The 20405-nt window shown below is 62.5% G+C and carries 24 protein-coding genes and 1 tRNA gene; 12 read left to right on the top strand and 13 right to left on the bottom strand.

Annotation, left to right across the window (positions count from 1 at the left end):
- Nucleotides 1-144: 144 nt before the first annotated feature.
- The 4 genes from AC0L2V_RS22045 to AC0L2V_RS22030 all read right to left on the bottom strand — a co-directional run bounded on the left by AC0L2V_RS22045 (nt 145) and on the right by AC0L2V_RS22030 (nt 2301).
- Nucleotides 145-864 carry a helix-turn-helix transcriptional regulator gene (locus AC0L2V_RS22045; protein WP_473521183.1) on the bottom strand — a complete coding sequence of 240 codons (720 nt, stop codon included), beginning with the start codon at nt 862-864 and terminating at the stop codon, nt 145-147.
- Nucleotides 865-934: 70 nt separating this feature from the next.
- Nucleotides 935-1345 (bottom strand): hypothetical protein, encoded by a 411-nt coding sequence (locus AC0L2V_RS22040; RefSeq protein WP_473521182.1) that lies wholly within the window; start codon nt 1343-1345, stop codon nt 935-937.
- A 101-nt stretch (nt 1346-1446) separates the two neighbouring features.
- The gene (locus AC0L2V_RS22035; protein ID WP_473521181.1) at nt 1447-2049 is read right to left on the bottom strand and encodes a DJ-1/PfpI family protein; all 603 of its coding nucleotides are present in this window, start codon (nt 2047-2049) and stop codon (nt 1447-1449) included.
- An 84-nt stretch (nt 2050-2133) separates the two neighbouring features.
- Nucleotides 2134-2301: a hypothetical protein gene (locus AC0L2V_RS22030; RefSeq protein WP_023797061.1), complete on the bottom strand. Its 168-nt coding sequence runs from the start codon at nt 2299-2301 to the stop codon at nt 2134-2136.
- Nucleotides 2302-2558: 257 nt separating this feature from the next.
- On the opposite strand from AC0L2V_RS22030, the gene AC0L2V_RS22025 reads away from it, so the two are divergent.
- Nucleotides 2559-3530 carry a ring-cleaving dioxygenase gene (locus AC0L2V_RS22025; RefSeq protein ID WP_473521180.1) on the top strand — a complete coding sequence of 324 codons (972 nt, stop codon included), beginning with the start codon at nt 2559-2561 and terminating at the stop codon, nt 3528-3530.
- Nucleotides 3531-3694: 164 nt separating this feature from the next.
- Entirely contained in the window at nt 3695-3856 is a 162-nt protein-coding gene (locus AC0L2V_RS22020) for a hypothetical protein (protein ID WP_077380491.1), read from the top strand.
- A gap of 27 nt (nt 3857-3883) precedes the next feature.
- On the opposite strand, the gene AC0L2V_RS22015 is transcribed toward AC0L2V_RS22020, so the two are convergent.
- The 6 genes from AC0L2V_RS22015 to tkt all read right to left on the bottom strand — a co-directional run bounded on the left by AC0L2V_RS22015 (nt 3884) and on the right by tkt (nt 12534).
- A complete protein-coding gene (locus tag AC0L2V_RS22015) occupies nt 3884-4615 on the bottom strand; it encodes an SGNH/GDSL hydrolase family protein (protein ID WP_473521179.1) in 732 nt (243 codons plus the stop codon).
- Nucleotides 4616-4747: 132 nt separating this feature from the next.
- Complete coding sequence (locus AC0L2V_RS22010; RefSeq protein ID WP_473521178.1) at nt 4748-5773, bottom strand: class I fructose-bisphosphate aldolase; 1026 nt, start codon at nt 5771-5773, stop codon at nt 4748-4750.
- A 153-nt stretch (nt 5774-5926) separates the two neighbouring features.
- A complete protein-coding gene (locus tag AC0L2V_RS22005) occupies nt 5927-7123 on the bottom strand; it encodes a phosphoglycerate kinase (protein ID WP_236368857.1) in 1197 nt (398 codons plus the stop codon).
- 109 nt (nt 7124-7232) lie between these two features.
- Nucleotides 7233-9122 carry a potassium/proton antiporter gene (locus AC0L2V_RS22000; RefSeq protein ID WP_473521177.1) on the bottom strand — a complete coding sequence of 630 codons (1890 nt, stop codon included), beginning with the start codon at nt 9120-9122 and terminating at the stop codon, nt 7233-7235.
- Nucleotides 9123-9374: 252 nt separating this feature from the next.
- Nucleotides 9375-10385: a type I glyceraldehyde-3-phosphate dehydrogenase gene (gene gap, locus AC0L2V_RS21995; RefSeq protein ID WP_473521176.1), complete on the bottom strand. Its 1011-nt coding sequence runs from the start codon at nt 10383-10385 to the stop codon at nt 9375-9377.
- Between the two features lie 157 nt (nt 10386-10542).
- Nucleotides 10543-12534, bottom strand: a complete 1992-nt coding sequence (gene tkt, locus AC0L2V_RS21990; protein ID WP_473521175.1) for a transketolase — start codon at nt 12532-12534, stop codon at nt 10543-10545.
- Between the two features lie 303 nt (nt 12535-12837).
- Here tkt and AC0L2V_RS21985 point away from each other — a divergent pair, with 303 nt between their 5' ends.
- The 4 genes from AC0L2V_RS21985 (at nt 12838) to AC0L2V_RS21970 (ending at nt 15375) form a co-directional block, all read left to right on the top strand.
- Nucleotides 12838-13110: a DUF4164 domain-containing protein gene (locus tag AC0L2V_RS21985; RefSeq protein WP_023797069.1), complete on the top strand. Its 273-nt coding sequence runs from the start codon at nt 12838-12840 to the stop codon at nt 13108-13110.
- 11 nt (nt 13111-13121) lie between these two features.
- On the top strand, nt 13122-13487 hold the full coding sequence (locus tag AC0L2V_RS21980) for a cell division protein ZapA (RefSeq protein ID WP_023797070.1): 366 nt from the start codon (nt 13122-13124) through the stop codon (nt 13485-13487).
- A 210-nt stretch (nt 13488-13697) separates the two neighbouring features.
- Entirely contained in the window at nt 13698-14357 is a 660-nt protein-coding gene (locus tag AC0L2V_RS21975; RefSeq protein WP_077380501.1) for a peroxiredoxin, read from the top strand.
- Between the two features lie 145 nt (nt 14358-14502).
- Nucleotides 14503-15375 (top strand): MBL fold metallo-hydrolase, encoded by an 873-nt coding sequence (locus AC0L2V_RS21970; protein ID WP_473521174.1) that lies wholly within the window; start codon nt 14503-14505, stop codon nt 15373-15375.
- Nucleotides 15376-15457: 82 nt separating this feature from the next.
- Here the strand turns inward: AC0L2V_RS21970 and AC0L2V_RS21965 are convergent, their stop codons facing one another.
- Nucleotides 15458-15979, bottom strand: a complete 522-nt coding sequence (locus AC0L2V_RS21965; RefSeq protein ID WP_473521173.1) for a hypothetical protein — start codon at nt 15977-15979, stop codon at nt 15458-15460.
- A gap of 218 nt (nt 15980-16197) precedes the next feature.
- Here AC0L2V_RS21965 and AC0L2V_RS21960 point away from each other — a divergent pair, with 218 nt between their 5' ends.
- Nucleotides 16198-16272 (top strand): hypothetical protein, encoded by a 75-nt coding sequence (locus tag AC0L2V_RS21960; protein ID WP_473521214.1) that lies wholly within the window; start codon nt 16198-16200, stop codon nt 16270-16272.
- 93 nt (nt 16273-16365) lie between these two features.
- On the opposite strand, the gene rpoH is transcribed toward AC0L2V_RS21960, so the two are convergent.
- Both rpoH and AC0L2V_RS21950 read right to left on the bottom strand, forming a co-directional pair.
- A complete protein-coding gene (gene rpoH, locus AC0L2V_RS21955; RefSeq protein WP_023797074.1) occupies nt 16366-17277 on the bottom strand; it encodes an RNA polymerase sigma factor RpoH in 912 nt (303 codons plus the stop codon).
- Between the two features lie 207 nt (nt 17278-17484).
- On the bottom strand, nt 17485-18552 hold the full coding sequence (locus AC0L2V_RS21950; protein WP_473521172.1) for an RluA family pseudouridine synthase: 1068 nt from the start codon (nt 18550-18552) through the stop codon (nt 17485-17487).
- Between the two features lie 26 nt (nt 18553-18578).
- Between AC0L2V_RS21950 and AC0L2V_RS21945 the strand changes: the two genes are divergently transcribed.
- From AC0L2V_RS21945 to AC0L2V_RS21925, 5 genes are all read left to right on the top strand, one after another.
- Nucleotides 18579-18956 carry a fimbrial protein gene (locus AC0L2V_RS21945; RefSeq protein ID WP_473521171.1) on the top strand — a complete coding sequence of 126 codons (378 nt, stop codon included), beginning with the start codon at nt 18579-18581 and terminating at the stop codon, nt 18954-18956.
- Complete coding sequence (locus AC0L2V_RS21940) at nt 18953-19360, top strand: VOC family protein (protein WP_473521170.1); 408 nt, start codon at nt 18953-18955, stop codon at nt 19358-19360. Before AC0L2V_RS21945 ends, AC0L2V_RS21940 begins: the two co-directional genes overlap by 4 nt.
- A gap of 90 nt (nt 19361-19450) precedes the next feature.
- Nucleotides 19451-19525: transfer RNA gene (locus tag AC0L2V_RS21935), tRNA-Glu, on the top strand.
- A gap of 256 nt (nt 19526-19781) precedes the next feature.
- Nucleotides 19782-19970 carry a type II toxin-antitoxin system HicA family toxin gene (locus AC0L2V_RS21930; RefSeq protein ID WP_473521169.1) on the top strand — a complete coding sequence of 63 codons (189 nt, stop codon included), beginning with the start codon at nt 19782-19784 and terminating at the stop codon, nt 19968-19970.
- A gap of 5 nt (nt 19971-19975) precedes the next feature.
- On the top strand, nt 19976-20395 hold the full coding sequence (locus AC0L2V_RS21925) for a type II toxin-antitoxin system HicB family antitoxin (protein ID WP_473494701.1): 420 nt from the start codon (nt 19976-19978) through the stop codon (nt 20393-20395).
- The last annotated feature ends 10 nt before the right edge of the window (nt 20396-20405 follow it).

Genomic DNA, 20405 nt, shown 5'->3' with positions numbered 1-20405 from the left:
TGGGAGAAGGTGGATCGGCGCGCAGCGCTGAGACGGAAGAGGGGTGTTGGAAGAAATGAGGCGTCGGCGTTCCCTGGAACAGCCCTCATCCGGCCGCTTCGCGGCCACCTTCTCCCACAAGGGGAGAAGGAAGAGGCGCCGCGCCTAGGTTCGCGCGGCCCGGTCCGACGCCATGCCGTAGTCCTCGCTGCGTTCCACCGCACGGTAAAAATCGGCGAGCTGCTTGCCGCGCTCCGGCTTGAAGACGCGGCCGGCTATGACCACTGAAGCAATGCGGTCGATGCGGAAAGCGCGAAAATCGTCGCGCATCTCGCACCAGGCGACCAGCGTCCACACCTTGCCCCAGAACCACAGGCCCAATGGCCTGATGTCGCGCACGGTGCTGCGGCCTGCTTCGTCGGAGTAGTCGATGGTCAGCACCTGGCGTTTTTCCACCGCGCGCTCGATCAGGTCGATTGCTTCGCGGGCGGCGTCGCTCACCACCCACATCGGCGTGTGGATCTCGGTGCGGGCGATGCGGTCCTTTTCGGCATCGGGCAGCACGGCGCCGATCTTGACCAGCGCCTCGTCGGCGGCCCGCGCCATGGCAGCGCCGCCAAATGCTCGCACCATGCGGGCGCCGGCGACCAGAGCGACGATCTCGTCACGCGTGAACATCAGCGGCGGAAGGTCGAAACCCTCCCTCATCATGTAGCCGACGCCGGCCTCGCCGTCGATCGGCACGCCCGTCGACTGCAGGTCGGCGATGTCGCGGTAGATGGTTCGCTCGGAAACCTCGAGCCACGTGCCCAGCTTCTGGGCGGTGACCAGACGGCCACCGCGCAGATGCTGCACGATCTGAAAGAGCCTGTCGGCGCGGCGCATCGTACGGTCCCTCGATGTTGTTTTTAGCCTGTCGTTGTCCCCAAACCGGTTCCAACTTTCGGGCGATGCATTATGGCTCAAGCCCTTCGCGCTTGCGCTGCGCGGCGACGAATGCCGCGCCGAAGGACAACTTCCCTGTTGTCGGCGCCTTTGCATCCAGCACCCGCCAGAACGGTGTGATGTCGCTCAGCGTCATGCCACGTTCCAGATCCTCGTTCGCGGCCTCGGCGATAGTGCGCAGATGATAGCCGATGGTGACCGGACATGTCACTTCGGCGCCATGCTCAATGGCGAGCGCGGCGCGCAACGCGCGGATATCCATGGCCACGCCCTCTGGAATGGAGCGAATGAAATCATCGACCTGCCGAGCCGTCGGCACCAGCATCGGCTGGCCCTCGACGACGTCGCCAACAGTCCGCGGCGTCGGCTTGATACCGTTGATGCCCGGCGTGTTCAGCCTGTCGTTCCAGCTCTTTACCATGCGTCACCTAGACGAAGAGCCCGAAGCTTTTGCAGGGATGAAGGCCATGTCTGTCTCCTGGTACTTTCGAAGTATTGCACGCCGCTCCTGACACCATACTGTCAGGAGGCTTCACCATATTCCCCTTCTGCATACTCCTTGGCGAACAGCGTGCGCATCTCAGCGAGATCGCTGCTTCTCTGGGGATAGAGCGTCTTCAAATAGGCAAGAGCGAAGGTGCCGGGAGCCGAACCCGGAGCGGACACGATGCGACCGTCGGCGACGGCATAGGGCACGTCCTGATAGTTCTGGGCGCCCGGATAGCCCGGTTCCTTTTCGTTGATCCAGTCACGACCATTGCTGGTGTGTTTGGCGTTGCCGAACAGGCCGGCACGCGCTAGTGCCAGCGTGCCCGCGCAGATGCCGCCGACCACACCGCCGCGCGCTGCGACGGCTGTCAGCAGTGCGGAGACGTCGGGCGGAGCATCGCCCCACTGGTCGGAGCCGATGACCGCGACGGCGTCAAGATCGGTGTTTTCATCAACCGCGGTGGAGCGGTCCGGCGTCAGCATAAATCCGCTGGCCGAAGTTACCGGTTTGCCGTTCGGCGCCAGCGAAACCGCGCGTGCGCCGAACCATTCGACCGCCGAAGCCGCGAGCAGCCCGTATTCCCAGTCGGCGAATCGATCGATGAAAAGAACGCCGATAGTTTTCTGTTCGGACATTTGCTGCTCCGTCTTTCGGTCCGCCGGACCTGTTTATCTGGGCGTGTGGCGTCCGCATGCAACCGCTGCTGCGAAAAAATCGCCTCAATGGCCGCGGCGGTGGCGGCAATCATAATTATCCGGCCAACCGATGTCCTTGCGGATGCTCTGCGGCAACCCGTTCATGAAGCGCCGGGTGCGGATCTCGTTGCGCATCGTCCGGATCTTGCCGACATAGTGCTGCACGCTGCGGAGAATGGTAAAACCGTTCATGGCTGGTCTCCTCTCTTTCGATGAAGACACTATCGCACACCCCTCCTGACAGCAGTCTGTCAGGAGGCTGAGCGGTCTTTGGTGAGCGTGCCAGGTTTTGCCGATTCCCGTCCGTCTGTCCGGGAAAAGCAGGCGTTCTCGTCGTCGGGATCAAGTCTTTCATCTGCCAACGACGGACCGTCGGAATCCGCAGCAGCGACAGGGCCGGGGTTCTGATATCTAAGGAGAAAAATTTTCCAGAGATCAGGGAGATGACAATGAGCCTGCAACTGACAGGAATTCACCATCTGACCGCAATCACGGCCAATGCACCCGGAAACCTTCGTTTCTACACCAGGACCCTGGGCCTGCGACTGGTCAAGAAGACGGTCAATCAGGACGACACGTCAGCCTATCACCTTTTTTATGCCGACGCCGAGGCGACGCCTGGCACCGATCTTACCTTCTTCGATTGGCCGGTCGGACGCGAGCGACGCGGCACCAACAGCATCGTGCGGACCAGCCTGAGGGTCGCCAGCCCTGAAAGCCTTGTCTGGTGGAAGCAGCACCTGCCCGGCGAGACCCTCGCGACGGAAGAGATCGGCGCGACGGGAGAGATCGGCGATATCGGCGGCTACCCATCGCTGGACTTCGAAGACCCGGAAGGCCAGCGCCTGCGTCTCGTCAGCGATGGCGGCAAGGGCGACAGTCATCCCTGGGCTCAAAGCCCGATCCCCATCGAGCACCAGATACGCGGGCTCGGGCCTGTCGTCATCAGCGTTCCCGACATCACCAACACTGAAACCCTGCTGACCAGGGTGATGAACATGCGCAAGGCGAGAAACTATGCCTCGCCGGATGGTCAGGGCCAGGTTCACGTCTTCGAGATGGGAGAAGGCGGCCCGGCGGCGGAGATTCATGTCGCTGTGCAGCCGGGCCTTGCGCCGGCACGGCAGGGCGCCGGTGCGGTCCACCACGTGGCATTCAGGGCGCCGGACCAGGAGATTTTGCATCAATGGACGGCGCGGCTGGCCGAATTCCGCCTGCCGTCAAGCGGTGAGGTCGAGCGATACTACTTCCGTTCGCTCTACTTCCGTGAGCCGAACGGCATATTGTTCGAGATTGCCACCGACGGCCCGGGATTTACGGCCGACGAGCCGCTGGAAACGCTGGGCGAAAGGCTGGCCTTGCCACCGTTCCTCGAACCGAAACGGGCTGCGATCGAGGCCGGTCTCAAGCCGCTGGCATAGTGCTCCCGTGAGCGAACGAAAGGAGCACTTTAAGAGCCGACCGTGATGTTGGAGGGCGCGCGTCCTTTGGAGGCGCATAGGATGCTCCAGCAGCATGACTCTACGCATCGTGCTCTTCGAAAATCGATTTCGATTTGCGGGCCGATGCGCTAGTCAAAAGCGGCATGTCGAAACTCCTCGCGCTCGTTATCATTGCCATGATGGTCATCCAGCTGATCAAGCCGCTCGGCTGGCCGGGGCTGAAGCGGCGCAGCGATTTCTGGAAGCTGGCGGTATTGGCGATGGCGGCGATTTCGATAACAGCGGCGCTGGGTCATTGGACGTAGGGCTGGGGACGTAGCGCTGGCGGGCCGCTATGCGAGGCGTGGTTCGTTGGCCAGCACCAAATCGACCAGATGTTCCGCCCAGGCCCGGTAGCCGGCTTCCGAGGCATGAAATCCGTCGGAGGCAAAACCGGCTTCGGCATTGGTGATCGGCAGGCGCGGCGCCGGCACAGCCCCGCGTTCGAGGCAAAGGCGCTCGCCCATCCGGTTCATCTCGGCGGCGCGGATTTCCAGGATCTTTCCGAGCAGCGGCGGCATTGCCGGTGCGCGGGTGAATTCCAGCACCGGCGACCACACCACGCGCGCCTCCGGCCATTTGGCGCGCAGCGCGTAGAGCAGGCCGCCAAAATCGCGCTTGAAGCGTGGCACCGAGTGAAAGTTCTTGGTGTCGTTGGTGCCGATGGCGAGCACGATATGCGTCCAGGGATCGGCCGACAGATTGGGCAGCACATGGTCGCGGATCTGGCCTGAGGTCGCTGAGTTGAAGCCGGCTGCCCGCCAGCGCACCGCGCGGCCGGTGCGTTTCGAGATCAGCTCGGCCAGTTGCGCGGCCAGCCCGTATTCGGAATTGCCGATGCCGACCGAGGCGGCGGAAGAATCGCCAAGCATCAGCAGCGAGATCGCCGGCGCCTGGCCCGAAATCTCGTGCATGACCGGACCTTGCGCCGGCAGCATGCGGCTGGTGCGGCGGCGCACGCCGAGCCCCTGCCAGACATAGACCGGAAAGGCGAGCCAGGTGAGGAGGGCAAGAAAGCGCTGCATCAAAAGCCAGTTAATGGGGGCAAGCGACGTTCGGGCTCAACGCAAGCCGACACCGGCTTCGTTTTTCTGGAGCATTGGAGCAGATGGAACCCGGGCATATGGCCCGGGTTCGGACGAAGTTAAAAAGACCGGTCAGGCGGCCTGTTCCAATCCCGGCTGCCATTTGCCGAGCGCTGCCAGATGGTTCATGTGGGCGCGGTGGGCGAAAGCGGCCTGAGCAGCGGCGACGTTGGCCGCCTTGCCGCTCCATGCCTTCTGTGGCGCCGCCTGCAAGGCGCGGCCATAGGAGAAGGTCAGCTTCCATGGATGCGGGCCGATGGCGTTGATGGCGTTGAGGTTGGCAGTCGCCTCCTCATCCGATTGCCCACCGGAGAGAAAGGCGATGCCGCCAATCGCTGCCGGCACCGTCTCGCGGAACAGTTTTATGGTCTTTTCGGCGACCTCCTCGGGGCTGCTGGTGCTGCCGGACTTCTTGCCGGCGAGAACCATGTTCGGCTTCAGAATGGTGCCTTCAAGGACGACGCGGGCGGCGTAGAGCTCGGTGTAGAGTTTCGTCAGCGTTGCCTTGCTGATCTCGTAGCAGGTGCCGATGTCGTGGGCGCCGTCCATCAGCACCTCCGGCTCGACGATCGGCACGATGCCGGCCTCCTGACAGAGCGCCGCATAGCGGGCGAGCGCATGGGCGTTCGAGCCGATCGACGTGGCGGAAGGCACGCCCCTGGCGACGTCGATGTCGATCACTGCACGCCATTTGGCGAAACGGGCGCCGAGCTTGTAATAGTCGGCAAGCCGCTCGCGCAGACCGTCGAGGCCTTCGGTGATGGTGTCGCCGGGGTACCCCGCCAGAGGCTTGGCGCCGGCATCGACCTTGATGCCTGGAATGGCGCCGGTCGCCTTGATGATGTCGACCAGCGGCGTGCCATCGGCGGCTTTCTGGCGAATGGTCTCGTCATAGAGGATGACGCCGGAGATGTATCTGGTCATCGCCTCCCTGGCGCGGAACATCATCTCGCGATAGTCGCGGCGGCTGTCGGCGGTCGATTCGACGCCGATGACGTCGAAGCGCTTCTTGATGGTGCCGGAACTCTCGTCGGCGGCCAAAAGACCCTTGCCTTCGGCCACCATCGCAGCGGCAATGTCCTCGAGTCGTTCGCTCATTGTGCATCCTCCTGAACCGGTTGTTCCAAACAGTGTGAAAATCCGGGCTAGCAGACCACTAGAGCAAAGCAGGTTCAAGTCGAACCATTCCAAGCGGAAAGCTCGAATCGATTGAAACGCGCAAACGCCCCTGTTCGCCTGTTGCCCAGGGCCTCAGCGCTTCAGCACGTCGACACCGGGCAACGGCTTGCCCTCCATCCATTCCAGGAAGGCGCCGCCGGCGGTCGAGACATAGGTGAAGTCGTCGGCGACGCCGGCATGATTGAGGGCGGCCACCGTGTCGCCGCCACCTGCCACCGAGATCAATTTGCCGGCCTTGGTGCGGGCCGCGGCGTGCCTGGCCGCCGCCACCGTCGCCCGGTCGAACGGCTCGATCTCGAAGGCGCCGAGCGGGCCGTTCCAGACCAGCGTCGCGGCGCGGTCGATCCAGTCGGCAACGGTCTTCACGGTCTTTTCGCCGACATCGAGGATCATGGCGTCGGCCGGCACCTCCGATATGGCGACGGTTTCGCTGGCGGCGCCCGCCTTGAATTCCCTGGCGACGACACCGTCGACCGGCAGGATGACGGCGCAGCCGGCTTCGGCCGCCTCGATCATGATCTGCTTGGCGGTGTTGGCGAGATCATGCTCGCACAGCGATTTTCCGACGGCGGTGCCGCGCGCGGCGAGGAAGGTGTTGGCCATGCCGCCGCCGATGACCAGCGCGTCGACTTTCTTCACCAGATTCATCAGGAGGTCGATCTTGCTCGAGACCTTGGCGCCGCCGACGATGGCGACGACAGGGCGGACGGGATTGCCGAGGCCCTTTTCCAGCGCGTCGAGTTCGGCTTGCATGGTACGGCCGGCGAAGGCCGGCAGCAGCTGCGCAAGCCCTTCCGTCGACGAATGGGCGCGGTGGGCGGCGGAAAAGGCGTCGTTGACGAAGATGTCGCCATTGGCCGCGAGCTTTTCGGTGAAGGCCGGGTCGTTCTTCTCCTCGGCCTTGTAGAAGCGGGTGTTTTCGAGCAGCAGCACGTCGCCGTTGTTCATGGCGGCGACGGCGCTCGCGGCCTTGTCGCCGATGCAATCGGCCGCGAAGCCGACAGGGCGGCCAAGCACCTCCGCGGCCGCCCTGGCGATCGGCTCAAGCGAGAATTCGGGCGAAGGTCCATCCTTGGGCCGGCCGAAATGGGCAAGCAGGATGACCTTGGCGCCCTTGCCTGAAAGCTCGGCGATGGTCGGCGCGATGCGCTCGATGCGGGTGGCGTCGGTGACCTTGCCGTCGGCGACGGGAACGTTGAGGTCGACGCGCACCAGCACGCGCTTGCCGTCGATATTGCCGATGTCGTCCAGTGTCTTAAAGCCGGCCATGCTGTTCCCTTTCGCGAAAAATCGCCGGGACCTTACCCCGCATCAACGACGATGCAAGACCTGCATCGGCGTTCACGGAAAATATGATCCACGCCTCGGTCGCAAGCAGTCAGCCCTCGCCGGTTGTTTTTTCCATCACTGGCTGTGGAGCCGGTTCCGCGTCGTCCGGCGCCTCGGCACCCGGCTTTTTGGTCCGCTTGCGCCAATTGCGCACAAAGCCAACGATGCGGTCCGCGATTTCGCCGGCACTCAGGAACACCGGCACCCGCGCCACCGGCGCGGTCGGCTCGAGGGAAAGACCGAGACCGGTGATCCTGCCCTTGTCGTCGACATCGCGGACGATCAGCTCGATCGGACCAATCAGCACGCGGTCGGCATATTCGGCATGGCCGCCGAGCCGCGCCGTCACCAGGTCGCCGACGGTCAGCTTGCGTTCCTCCTCGGTCAGGCCCGGCGCGTAAGCGGCTTCAAGTTCTGCGGCGGAGCGTGCCGGATCGACGGCGAAGGCACCGAAGAAGTCGGCATCCTCGGGGTCGACCACGGCGCGGCTGGCGAACAGCTTGTCGAGCAGGGCCGGATAGCGATCCGGCACGAAGATGTAGACATGGTCGCCGGCGGCGAGCCTGCCCATGTCCTGGAAGCGCATCGAGCGGCCGTCGCGCAGCACCAGCGACGGCCGCGCCCAGCGCGGAATGCGCTCGCCGCGCGCCACCGGGCTGCCCGGTGCCACGCGGTAGGCGAGCAGTTCGTGATGGGCGGAGCCAGGCAATTCGAGCTCGACCTTGTCAAGCGGACCCAGCCGGGCGGGCACGATCAGGCCGAGCCGGCGCGCCAGCGGTCCGACGGTCCATCCCTGGATGACCAGCGATACCAACACCACGATGAAGGCGGTGTTGAAGATGAGGCGGCCATTCTCAAGACCGCCAAGCAGTGGCGTAATGGCGAGCAGGATCGACACGGCGCCACGCAGACCCACCCATGAGACGAAGGCGACTTCCGGGCGCGGCAGACGAAACGGCATCAGGCAAAGCCAGACGGCGATCGGCCGCGCCACGAATATCAGGAACAGGCCCAGCAGCACCGCCGGCAGCAGGATCGCCGGAAATTGCGAGGGCGTCGCGAACAGGCCGAGGATCAGGAACATGATGATCTGCGCCAGCCACGACATGCCGTCCTGGAAGCGCTTGAGGATGGTGACGGCGCGGATGTCGGAATTGCCGGCAATGAGGCCGGCGAGATAGACCGCCAGAAAGCCGGAGCCGCCAATGGCGCCGGCGGCGGCGAACACCATCAGCGACAGCGTCAGCACGAAGATCGGCAGCAGCCCGTGGTCGAGATTGAGCCGGTCGACAAGCCGCACGATGGCGAGGCCGCCGAAAATGCCGACGACGGCGCCAAGCCCCATGTTGAAAAGGAAGCCGAGGACGAGGTCGGTAACCAGCAGCCTGGCCTCGGGGCTGGCGTTGGCGGCGATGATCTCGACCAGGCTGATGGTCAGGAAGATGGCGATCGGGTCATTGGTGCCGGATTCCACCTCGAGCGTGGAACGCACGCGTTCGCGCAAATTGATCTCGCCGGCGCGCAACAGGAAGAACACCGCTGCGGCGTCGGTCGAGGCGACAGCGGCCCCGAGCAGGAAGGATTCCAGCCAGCTGAGATCGAGCAGATAATGCGCGACGGCGCCGAACAGGCCAGTGGTCAAAAGGACGCCGATGGTCGCCAGCGACAGCGCCGGTCCGGCCGCCTGGCGCAAGGCGTTGAGCGGCGTGCCGAAACCGGAATCGAACAGGATCACCGCCAGCGCCAGTGAGCCGGCAAAATAAGCCAGCCGCGCATTGTCGAACTGGATGCCGAGGCCGTCGGTTCCCGTGGCCAGGCCAATGCAGAGAAACAGCAGCAAGAGGGGCGCGCCGAAGCGGAAGGCGATCAGGCTCGAAAACGCGGCGGCGACGACGAGTGCGGCGCCGACCAGCGTCACGAGATAGATCGCATGCTCCATCCGCCAATTGCCCCTCGAATTCGTGTTCCTCTCGCTTTACGGGAGAGTGAGGCGAAGACATGACCGGTGCAAGGCGTGAGGGTGGTTTTTTGCCCTATGCCGCTGGTTCTTGAGTGTTTTGGCGCTCAAGCCGCGGGTCTGGCCGAACAAACCCTTGGAGCGTCGTTTGCGCATCCAAAAGGGCGCTGGGCGCTCTCATGAAAACGCCCGGACAGGCCGGGCGTTTCAAGTCGCAAGAAGATGGTTCTGCGGTCAGGCGATGGTCTTGCCGAAGGCGACTGCGGTGTCGGCCATGCGGTTGGAAAAACCCCATTCATTGTCGTACCAGGACAGCACCGAAACGAAGTTGCCGTCCATGACCTTGGTCTGGTCGAGCGCCATGATCGAGGAATGCGGATCGTGGTTGAAGTCGATCGACACGTTCGGGTGACTGGTGACGGCGAGAACGCCCTTCAACTTGCCGTTGGAGGCGGCGATCACCGCCTCGTTGATTTCCTGCACCGTGGTCGAACGCTTGGCGATGAACTTGAAATCGACGACCGAGACGTTCGGGGTCGGCACGCGGATGGAGATGCCGTCGAGCTTGCCCTTGAGGTCGGGCAGCACCAGGCCGATCGCCTTGGCCGCGCCGGTCGAGGTCGGGATCTGCGACAGCGCTGCGGCGCGGGCGCGGTAGAGATCCTTGTGCATGGTGTCCAATGTCGGCTGGTCGCCGGTGTAGGAGTGGATCGTCGTCATCATGCCCTTCTCGATGCCGACGGCCTCATGCAGCACGGCTGCCAGCGGTGCCAGGCAGTTGGTGGTGCAGGAGGCATTCGAGATGACGATGTGGTCCTTGGTCAGCTTGTCATGGTTGATGCCATAGACGACGGTGAGGTCGGCGCCCTCGGCCGGCGCCGAGACGAGGACGCGCTTGGCGCCGGCGGCGAGGTGCGCGGCGGCCTTGTCGCGTGCGGTGAAGATGCCGGTGCATTCGAGCGCGATATCGATGCCGAGATCCTTCCACGGCAGCTGCGTCGGGTCCTTGATCGCGGTGACCTTGAATTTTTCGCTGCCGACGGTGATCTGGTCACCGTCGACCGTCACTTCATGCGGAAAGCGGCCATGCACGCTGTCGTAGCGCAGCAGATGCGCATTGGTCTCGACCGGGCCGAGGTCGTTGACGGCGACGACATCGATGTCCTTGCGACCGGATTCGTGGATGGCGCGCAGGATGTTGCGGCCGATGCGGCCGAATCCGTTGATGGCAACTCTGACGGTCATTTTTCTCTCCTTGGGAGTTGGAGGCCGAAGATCAAGTCCGCAGCTTCATAACGGCGGGCTGGCAAAGAATCCAGCCGTCGATGGGTTGGATTTAAGTCCATTAGGTCGCGGCTGCCGGCGAAACCGCCATGTGCGGCTTCGCCGGGTACCAGTACATTTACTCGCCGTGCAGGCGGGCTTCCGCCGCCTTCACCGTCGCTTCGGCGGTGACGCCGAAATGCGGATAGAGCTGTTCAATCGTGCCAGAGGCGCCGAAGCCGGTCATGCCGATGAAGATGCCGTCGGTGCCGATGAAATGATCCCAGCCCTGGCGGATGCCGGCTTCGATGGCGATCTTGATCGGCGCGTCGCCGATCGTCTTGTTGCGGTAATCAGCACTTTGCTTGTCGAACAATTCGAAGCAGGGCACAGAGACGACGCGGGTCGGATGGCCGTGCTTCTCCAATGCCTCGCGCGCCGCCAGCGCAATCTCGACCTCGGAGCCCGAAGCGAAGATCGTCACCGCGGCGTCGCCACTGGCGGCGGCCAGCTCATAGGCGCCCTGGCGACAAAGATTTTCCGCAACGAAGTCGTTGCGCACCGCCGGCAGGTTCTGCCGGGTCAGCGCCAGCGTCGAAGGCGTCTTTTCCTGCTCGATGGCCAGCTGCCAGCACTCGGCGGTCTCGACCGCGTCGGCCGGGCGGAAGACATTGTGGTTCGGGATGGCGCGCAATGCGGCCAGATGCTCGACCGGCTGATGGGTCGGGCCGTCTTCGCCGAGACCGATGGAATCGTGGGTCATGACGAAGATCGAGCGGATGCCCATCAGCGAGGCGAGTCGCATCGACGGACGGGCATAGTCGGAAAAGCACATGAACGTGCCGCCATAGGCGATGAGGCCGCCATGCAGCGTCAGTCCGTTGAGCGCGGCGGCCATGCCGTGCTCGCGGATGCCGTAGTGAACGTAGCGCTGGCCGTAGTCGTCTGAGGTGATGTTCTTGGTCTGGCTGGTCTTGGTGTTGTTGGAGCCGGTCAGGTCGGCCGAGCCGCCGATGGTTTCCGGCACGGCGCCGTTGATGACTTCGAGCGCCATTTCCGACGATTTTCGGGTGGCGACCTTCGGTTTGTCCGTGGCGAGCTTCTTCTTGTAGTCGGTGATGACGGCGTCGAAATTTGCCGGCAGCGTGCCACTGATGCGGCGCTCGAATTCGCTGCGCAACTGGGCGTCGGCCCTGGCAAGGCGGCCTTCCCAGTCGGCGCGTGCCTTGACGCCGGTCTTGCCGGCGTCGCGCCAGGCATCGAGGATATCGGCAGGAACTTCGAAGGGCGGATAATCCCAGCCGAAGAATTTTCTCGCGCCGGCGATTTCCTCGGCGCCGAGCGGCGAGCCGTGCGCCTTGTTGGTGCCGGCCTTGGTCGGCGCGCCGAAGCCGATCGTCGTCTTGCAGGCGATCATCGTCGGTTTGTCGGAATGGCGCGCCGCCTCGATGGCATAGGCGATCGCTTCCGGATCCTGGCCGTCGATGTGGCTGGCGTTCCAGCCGGACGCCTGGAAGCGGGCGACCTGATCGGTGTTGTCGGCCAGCGAAACCGGGCCGTCGATCGAGATGTTGTTGTTGTCCCAAAAGACGATCAGCTTGTTCAGCTTGAGATGTCCGGCAAGTGCGATGGCTTCCTGGGAAACGCCCTCCATCAGGCAGCCGTCACCGGCCAGCACATAGGTGTAGTGGTCGACGAGGTCGTTGCCGAAGGCGGCATTCATGATGCGCTCGCCGAGCGCGAAACCGACCGAATTGGCAAGTCCCTGGCCGAGCGGGCCGGTCGTCGTCTCGATGCCGGCGGCATGGCCATATTCGGGATGGCCCGCCGTTCTCGATCCCACTTGCCGAAAATGCTTGATCTGGTCGAGGGTGATATCCTCGTAGCCGGTCAGATAAAGCAGCGAATAAAGCAGCATAGAACCGTGGCCGGCCGACAGGATGAAACGGTCGCGATCGGGCCAATGCGGGTTCTTCGCATCGTATTTCAGGAAACGCGTGAACAGCACCGTGGCGATGTCGGCGCAGCCCATGGGCAGGCCGGGGTGGCCGGACTGGGCCTTCTCGACGGCGTCCATGGAAAGAAAACGGATCGCATTGGCCATCCGGTCATGTTGTTCACGCGAGGTCATGCTTCCTCCAGTGTCGGGGTTCGGGGCCTTGGGAGAGCCCTGGAAAGGGTGCGCGACACATAGCAGGCGCGGCTTTTTAGTCAACAAACCGGCGCGTTTTTGCCGATCTTGTTGGTCAGTAAACCGGCGCTTTTGCCGGACTTGCGATGGCGCCAGAAGGGCTTTGGTGGCCTAAATTAGCGTTAGCAGGGGACAGTCGCGAGAGCTTTATTGACGTTGGCTTCACACGGCGCGTAATGTTTCAGACATAACGCGTTCTGAACGTGGATGATTCGGTGATGGGCAGGGCGCAGGACGAAAGCCATGACCGGGGAAACGACACTCAAGGAAGTCATCGCCAGGCTGGGTAAGGCCATCGAGGGGCTGGAAAACGCCGTCGCGGCCAAGCTCGAGCACGAGCGCGATTATACGGAAGCCGAGGCGGAGGTGCAGCGCATGAACGCCGACCGCTCGCGGCTGGCGCAGGAACTCGACAATTCCGAAGCGCGCGCCGAACGGCTGGAAGACGCCAACAAGGAAGTGTCGCGTCGGCTGGTGACCGCCATGGAAACCATCCGCGCCGTGTTGGATAGATAGGGGCTGGCCCAATGGCACAAGTCACGGTTTCCATCGATGGCAAGCAGTATCGCATGGCTTGCGACGAAGGCCAGGAAGAGCATCTGATCGACCTTGCCGAGCGCTTCGACCGCTATGTCTCGCATCTGAAAGACTCATTCGGCGAAATCGGCGACCAGCGGCTGACGGTGATGGCCGGCATCATGGTCATGGACGAGCTTTCGGAACTGCAAAAACGCGTCAAGGGCATGGAAAGCGAAGTGCTGACGCTGCGCAAGACGCGTGACGACGCGCTGACCAAGGCCGACAAGAACGATTCCGTACTGACCCAAGCGCTTGGCGCACTCGCCCAGCGCATGGAAGATCTGGCGACGACGCTGGCGGTGAACAAGGCCTAGACTTCCACTGCCATCGCGCCCAACGCCCTATTGTGCCGGCATCAATGGGCGGGAATGCTGCTGTTTACAACAAAAGGCGAAAAAGTTGTCGTCGCCGGCCCCGGTACCGGTGCAACAGGCGTATGAAGGATGACGCCGCAGTGGTAAAAAGGCGGAAGCAGGGCCGGTGGATGGTCCATGCCGGCTGCAATCACAGGGTAGGGACGCATCATGAGCCTTCGTATCAACGACACCGCGCCGGATTTCACGGCCGAAACCACGCAAGGGACGATCAACTTCCACGAATGGATCGGTGACGGCTGGGCGGTGCTTTTCAGCCATCCGAAGAATTTCACGCCGGTCTGCACGACCGAGCTCGGCACGATGGCCGGGCTGGAAGGCGAGTTCAAGAAGCGCAACGTCAAGATCATCGGGATTTCCGTCGATCCGGTCGAAAGCCATGGCAAATGGCAGGACGACATCAAGAAGGCGACCGGCCAATCGGTGAACTACCCGTTGATCGGCGACAAGGACCTCAAGGTCGCCAAGCTTTACGAGATGTTGCCGGCGGGCGCCGGCGAAACCTCGGAGGGCCGCACGCCCGCCGACAACGCTACGGTGCGTTCAGTTTATGTCATCGGCCCCGACAAGAAGATCAAGCTGGTTCTCACCTATCCGATGACGACCGGCCGTAACTTCGATGAGATCCTGCGTGCGATCGATTCCATACAGTTGACCGCCAAGCACCAGGTGGCGACGCCGGCGAACTGGAAGCAGGGCGAGGACGTCATCATCACCGCCGCCGTTTCCAACGAGGATGCGGTCAAGCGTTTCGGCGCCTTCGAGACGATCCTGCCGTATCTGCGCAAGACCAAGCAGCCCTCCGCCTGAGAAGGCGGCACGGAAGGATTTTCGGCTTTTTTGCCTCGGCGAAGCATGCGGTGCTTGACGGCATGGCGCTGGCGAATGACCATGCTCTTCTTTTACCCCGGCAGGGAAAACCATTCCTGCCGGGTGGGAATTGAGGGAGCCGGGATTGGACGCATCATCGGCCAAGCTGCAGGTGGCAGGCTTTTACGACAAGCCGAGCGGGTCCATCCAGTATGTCGTTGCCGACCCGCAGACGCGACGATGCGCAATCATCGATCCGATCCTCGATTTCGACGAGAAGTCCGGCGCCACTGCCACGAAAAATGCCGACACCCTGCTCGACTTCATCAGAGATCAACGGCTGGTTGTCGAATGGATCCTCGACACCCACCCGCATGCCGACCATTTCTCGGCGGCACACTATCTCAGCACGAAGACAGGAGCGCCGACGGCGATCGGCGAGAAAGTCGTCGACGTCCAGAAACTGTGGAAGGCAATCTACAACTGGCCGGGGTTTCCTGCCGACGGATCCCAGTGGAACAGGCTGTTTGCCGACGGCGAGATCTTTTCGGTCGGCGGCGTTCCGGCAAAGGTGCTTTTTTCGCCAGGCCACACGCTGGCCTCGATCACCTATGTGATCGGCGACGCCGCTTTCATCCATGATACGCTGTTCATGCCGGACAGCGGCACTGCGAGAGCGGACTTTCCCGGCGGCAGTGCCGCGCAACTCTGGCGCTCGATCCAAAATATCCTAGCGCTGCCGGACGAGACACGTCTGTTCGTCGGTCATGACTACCAGGCGGAGGGGCGCGAGCCCTTGTGGGAGAGCACGGTCGCGGAACAAAAATCCAAGAACACCCATGTTGCCGCCTGCAGGACGGAGGCCGATTTCGTTGCGTTGCGCGAGGCGCGCGACAGGACGCTGCCGATGCCGAGGCTGATCCTGCACGCGCTGCAGGTCAACATGAATGGCGGGCGCCTGCCGGAACCGGAATCCAACGGCCGCCGCTATTTGAAATTTCCGTTGGATTGCCTTTGAGGGGCGCGGGTTCAACTTTTGCAATCTCGGCGCCGCCACTCATCGCCCTGCCGGATGAGGGGCAGCGCAGAGGCTAGCCAGTCTAGCTTCCGGGTTTTGTTCGGCGGACTAAATGTTCATACGTGATTTGCCAAGGGTCGCTCTCGGAAGATCTTTCCTCGCCGATCCAATGGAATCTGTTGGCAGTGATCTCGGTGAAACGCCATCGAGTTTTCAGACCGCGCGAATCAGTGCCGAGTTGGACAATGTCCTTACCCTCGGCCCGCCCGATCTGGCGCGAGTGATCTCGGTTGAGCGGGTCATTCCATATGATGTGCCAGCCATCGATCCCAGGATCGAAGATGCGCAAAGTCGTGCCATACATCGTGGACGGCGCAGGGCGCTTGGGCCTGATCCAGACGTCCTGAATCGCGCGGCCTTCGAGCACCCAGCCAAAATGGCATTCTCCGTTCCACTTCTGGATTGTGCCGTCGTCGCGGTAGTGGACCGTGTCCAGTTCCCAGCTTCCAATTAGCCATCCATACAGGTCCATGTCTTTCGCTCGGTCGGCTGGGGGACCGTCGGATCCGAGAGCGGTGAGAAACGGAGAAATCGTCATCGTCATACTGCCTTTGGTTTCCAAACAGGCGAGCTCAACTGCCCAGCGCAGCCCCGACGGCCCGTTGTCGCGCCCGCTTGCCGCAAGCGCCGCCTCGTGAAATTTCGCGACGGAACCCGTGTCGGCGCCGGAACATTGCCGCCACAATTTGCAGCGTTGCGGTTTCCAGGGCTTGGGGAAAATTGCTATAATGCCGCTATGAGCCGGCCAGGCTGATCACACCGATGATTGAGCGGTTTATGGCGACGGATCGGGCGTTCGCGAAGGCCGCGGAACCGGCAACCCTAGCTGGAATATGACACCAAGGGACAGTTCCCCGCAGTCGGAGGACCCACAAAAAAGGCGGCGCCAGGTTACCTGACGCCGCCGCTATTGTTTTTCCGCCGGAGGTTTTACGCCGCCGGCTGCGCCTCGATGGTGCGCAGCGCCTGCATCTGGCGCTTGGCTGCGGCCTTGACCGCGTCCTGCACCTTCTCGAAGGCGCGCACCTCGATCTGGCGCACGCGCTCGCGGCTGATGTCGAACTCGGCCGACAGCTCTTCCAGCGTCAGCGGCTCCTCGGCCAGGCGGCGCGCCTCGAAGATACGCCGCTCGCGCTCGTTGAGCACGGCAAGAGCGCCGGACAGCATGCCGCGCCGGTTTTCCAGTTCGTCCTGCTCGATCAGCGCCTCTTCCTGGCTTTCGTGGTCGTCGACCAGCCAGTCCTGCCATTCACCTGATTCACCTTCGCTCGCCCGGATCGGCGCGTTGAGCGAGGCGTCGCCCGACAGGCGGCGGTTCATCGACACCACTTCCGCTTCCGACACGTTGAGGCGGGTGGCGATCTCGGCGATCTGCTCGGGCTTCAAGTCGCCATCGTCGAGCGCCTGGATCTTGCCCTTCACCTTGCGCAGGTTGAAAAACAGGCGTTTCTGGTTGGCGGTGGTGCCCATTTTGACCAGGCTCCACGAGCGCAGGATGTATTCCTGGATCGACGCCTTGATCCACCACATTGCGTAGGTGGCGAGCCGGAAGCCGCGCTCCGGTTCGAATTTCTTGACGGCCTGCATCAGGCCGACATTGCCTTCCGAGATCACCTCGCCGATCGGCAGGCCGTAGCCGCGATAGCCCATGGCGATCTTGGCGACGAGCCGAAGGTGGCTGGTGACGAGCTTGTGCGCAGCCGTTGTGTCCTCGTGCTCAGCATAACGCTTGGCGAGCATGTACTCTTCCTGCGGCTGAAGCATCGGAAAGCGACGGATTTCTTCCAGGTAGCGGCTGAGGCCGCCTTCGCCGGAAACGATACTGGGTAGTGACTGGGCCATGATAGCGCCCCTCTCTCTTGGAGTGGTGCCCCCTAACGCGGCGGGCATAAATCACGAACGCCAAAAGGCTCGTTCGCGACAGCGGATGTATACAGGAACAAAACCAGAAAGGACAGCATTTGGTTCAACACGAAACAGTGTGTCACGCCAAAGTGAACAACGCGGGTCAGGTTTTTGCCGATCTGGTTTTGAATGGATGAAGCCGGTTCAGAGTCTGCGGAAGCCGTCCACGAGTTCCTCCATGTCGCTCGGTAGCGGCGCCTCGAACCTCATCGGTAAATGGGTAGTCGGATGCCGAAATTCAAGCAGGCGGGCATGTAATGCCTGTCGCGGAAAGGCCTTTACCCGGCCTTTCAGCGGCTCGGGCAGCCGGTTCGCCTTGGTGCGAAAGGCCTGGCCGTAATCGGGATCGCCGACGACCGGATGGCCGATATGAGCCATGTGGACGCGGATCTGATGGGTGCGGCCGGTCTCGAGCCGGCATTCGACCAGACTCGCCGTGGCAAACTCCTTTTGCTGCTCGCCAAAGCGCTCGGCCACCGTGAAATGGGTGACGGCGTGGCGGGCATCGTCGCGGCCCTCTGGCACCACGGCACGGCGCACGCGGTCGGCGGCGCGACCGAGCGGCTCGTCGACCGTGCCTGTCGGTCTCATCGGAATGCCCCAGACCAGCGCCAGATAGGCGCGTTTGAGATCGCCGGTCAGGCCATGGTCGGCAAAGGCCTCCGACAATGATTTGTGGGCGCGGTCGGTCTTGGCCACGACCATGACGCCGCTGGTCTCCTTGTCCAGGCGGTGGACGATGCCCGGCCGCCGCACCCCGCCGACGCCGGAAAGACTGTCGCCGCAATGGTGGATCAGCGCGTTGACCAGCGTGCCGGTCCAGTTGCCGGCGCCGGGATGGACGACCAGCCCCGGCGGCTTGTCGATGACGATCAATTCATTGTCTTCATAGAGGACGTCGAGCGGGATGTTCTCGCCTTGCGGCTCCGCCGGCTCCGGCTCCGGCATGTCGACCGATACGCGGTCACCGGCTGCCATCTTGCGTTTGGTCTCGTTGACCGGCTGGCCGCCGACCTTGACGGCGCCCTGCCGGATCAGCATCTGCACCCGGCTGCGCGACATGTCCGGGCCGAGCTTGCCCGCCAGCCATTGGTCGAGCCGCTGGCCCGCCGCATCGGCGCCTGCTTCCAGCACGACCGATTCTCCCTCTGGCGATCCGCCCGTCAATCCATCCTCTATCAATATCGGGGTCTCTTCGTTATGAGCGCTCATCGAAAATCGTTCCGGAATGTTTTGCCATGGCTGCTGCCGATGAAGACGAGGAAAAGCCGCTCGACCCCGAAGTCGAAAAGGTGCGCAAGAAGCTCGTCCGCTTCGTCGGCATCAATCTCGGCCTGCTGTTCCTCGCCCTTATGGTGGTGATTGCAGCCCTTGTCTACAAAACGCGCACCGCGCCACCGGCAGCCCCATCCCTTGCCGGCGACATCCAGGTCCCATCAGGCGAGCCACTGACCGGCGACATCGTGCTGCCGGTCGGCACCAGGGTCATCAGCCAGTCGCTTTCCGGCAACCGCGTCTCCATCGATGCGGAGCTTGCCGACGGCAGCCGCGCCATTTTTGTCTACGACATCACTGAGCGCCGCATCATCGGCCGCTTTTCGATCCGCAACAAATGACTGGTTTCGCCGAACATCGCCGCGTCGCCAGCGTCGCGCTTGTCGTCGCCAATTACGATGAGGCGATCGCCTGGTATGTCGACAGGCTGGGCTTTTTGCTGACCGAGGACGTCGATCTCGGCGGCGGCAAGCGCTGGGTCACGGTGGCGCCGGCGAACGGACAGGGCGCGCGGCTGCTGCTGGCCGAAGCGTCGGACGATATGCAAGCAAGCCGCATCGGCAACCAGACCGGCGGCCGCGTCTTTCTGTTCCTCGAAACCGACGATTTTGTCCGCGATCATGCGGCAATGCTCAAAAAGGGCGTCGAATTCCGCGAGGCGCCTCGCGTTGAGCCTTATGGCACTGTGGCGGTTTTCGCCGATCTCCATGGAAATCTCTGGGACCTGATCGAGCCAAAACGATAGGCCCGCAACGGATATTTTCCCGGCACCATAGACTGCCAGAAGCCCAGTTGCTTTTTCCCGGCCGTCAGCCTATATCGCCGGTTCTTGAACGCGCCCATCGTCTAGCGGTCAGGACACCGCCCTCTCACGGCGGGAACAGGGGTTCGATTCCCCTTGGGCGTACCAAGGATTTCAACGCTTAGCTCGCTTGCGGTCTCTTGCATCGAATATTAGTCGATAACGACCCTGTACGGACGCGAAAGACGGCGGAACTGAAGGGCTGGAGGCGCTCGACGCAACCGTGGGCATAGGCCCCGCGCGTGCGATAAAATGCGCGGAACCCTGCTCGGAAGAATCCTAGCCTTTGACCGGACATGGCTATTCGAAAGACTGACTTTAGCTTCTTTGTTGCATCTTTTACAGCTAGTGTGTATTCATACACATGAAAAGTGCAAACGTGATCAAAGCCCTGGAGGCTGATGGTTGGTATGAAGTTGCTCGAAGGGGCAGCCATGCACAATTCAAACACAAGAAGAAAGCCGGCAGAGTCACGGTTCCGCACCCCAAAAGGGATATTCCTTTGGGAACCTTGCGGAGCATTGAACGTCAATCCGGTCTAAAGCTGAGGTAGATACAATGAAGCAGTATATCGGATTGATCCATAAGGATACCGACAGCGACTTCGGTGTGTCCTTTCCCGATTTTCCCGGCGTTGTCACCGCCGGCACCGATCTGGACGACGCTCGTGCCATGGCTGAGCAGGCCCTTGCCTTTCACATCGAAGGGCTTGTCGAAGATGGCGAAGCCATTCCAGAACCCTCCAGCTTGGAAGGCGTCATGGCCGACGCCGATAATCGAGACGGCGTTGCAATCTTGGTTGCGGTGAAGACCGAGGCCAAGAAAGCTGTCCGCGTGAACATCACGCTCGCTGAAGATGTTCTAAGCCAAATTGACGCCTTTGCCGAGGCGCACGGTTATACCCGGTCCGGCTTTATCGCGAAGGCGGCTCAAAGAATCATCGAGCTTGAGGGCGGCCGAAAGGCTCGCAGCGCTTAGCTACCGTTTG

The sequence above is a fragment of the Mesorhizobium sp. WSM4814 genome, from assembly GCF_055811595.1.
Note: the sequence above shows the minus strand (reverse complement) of the source record. Positions and strands in the feature narration are given on the sequence as shown.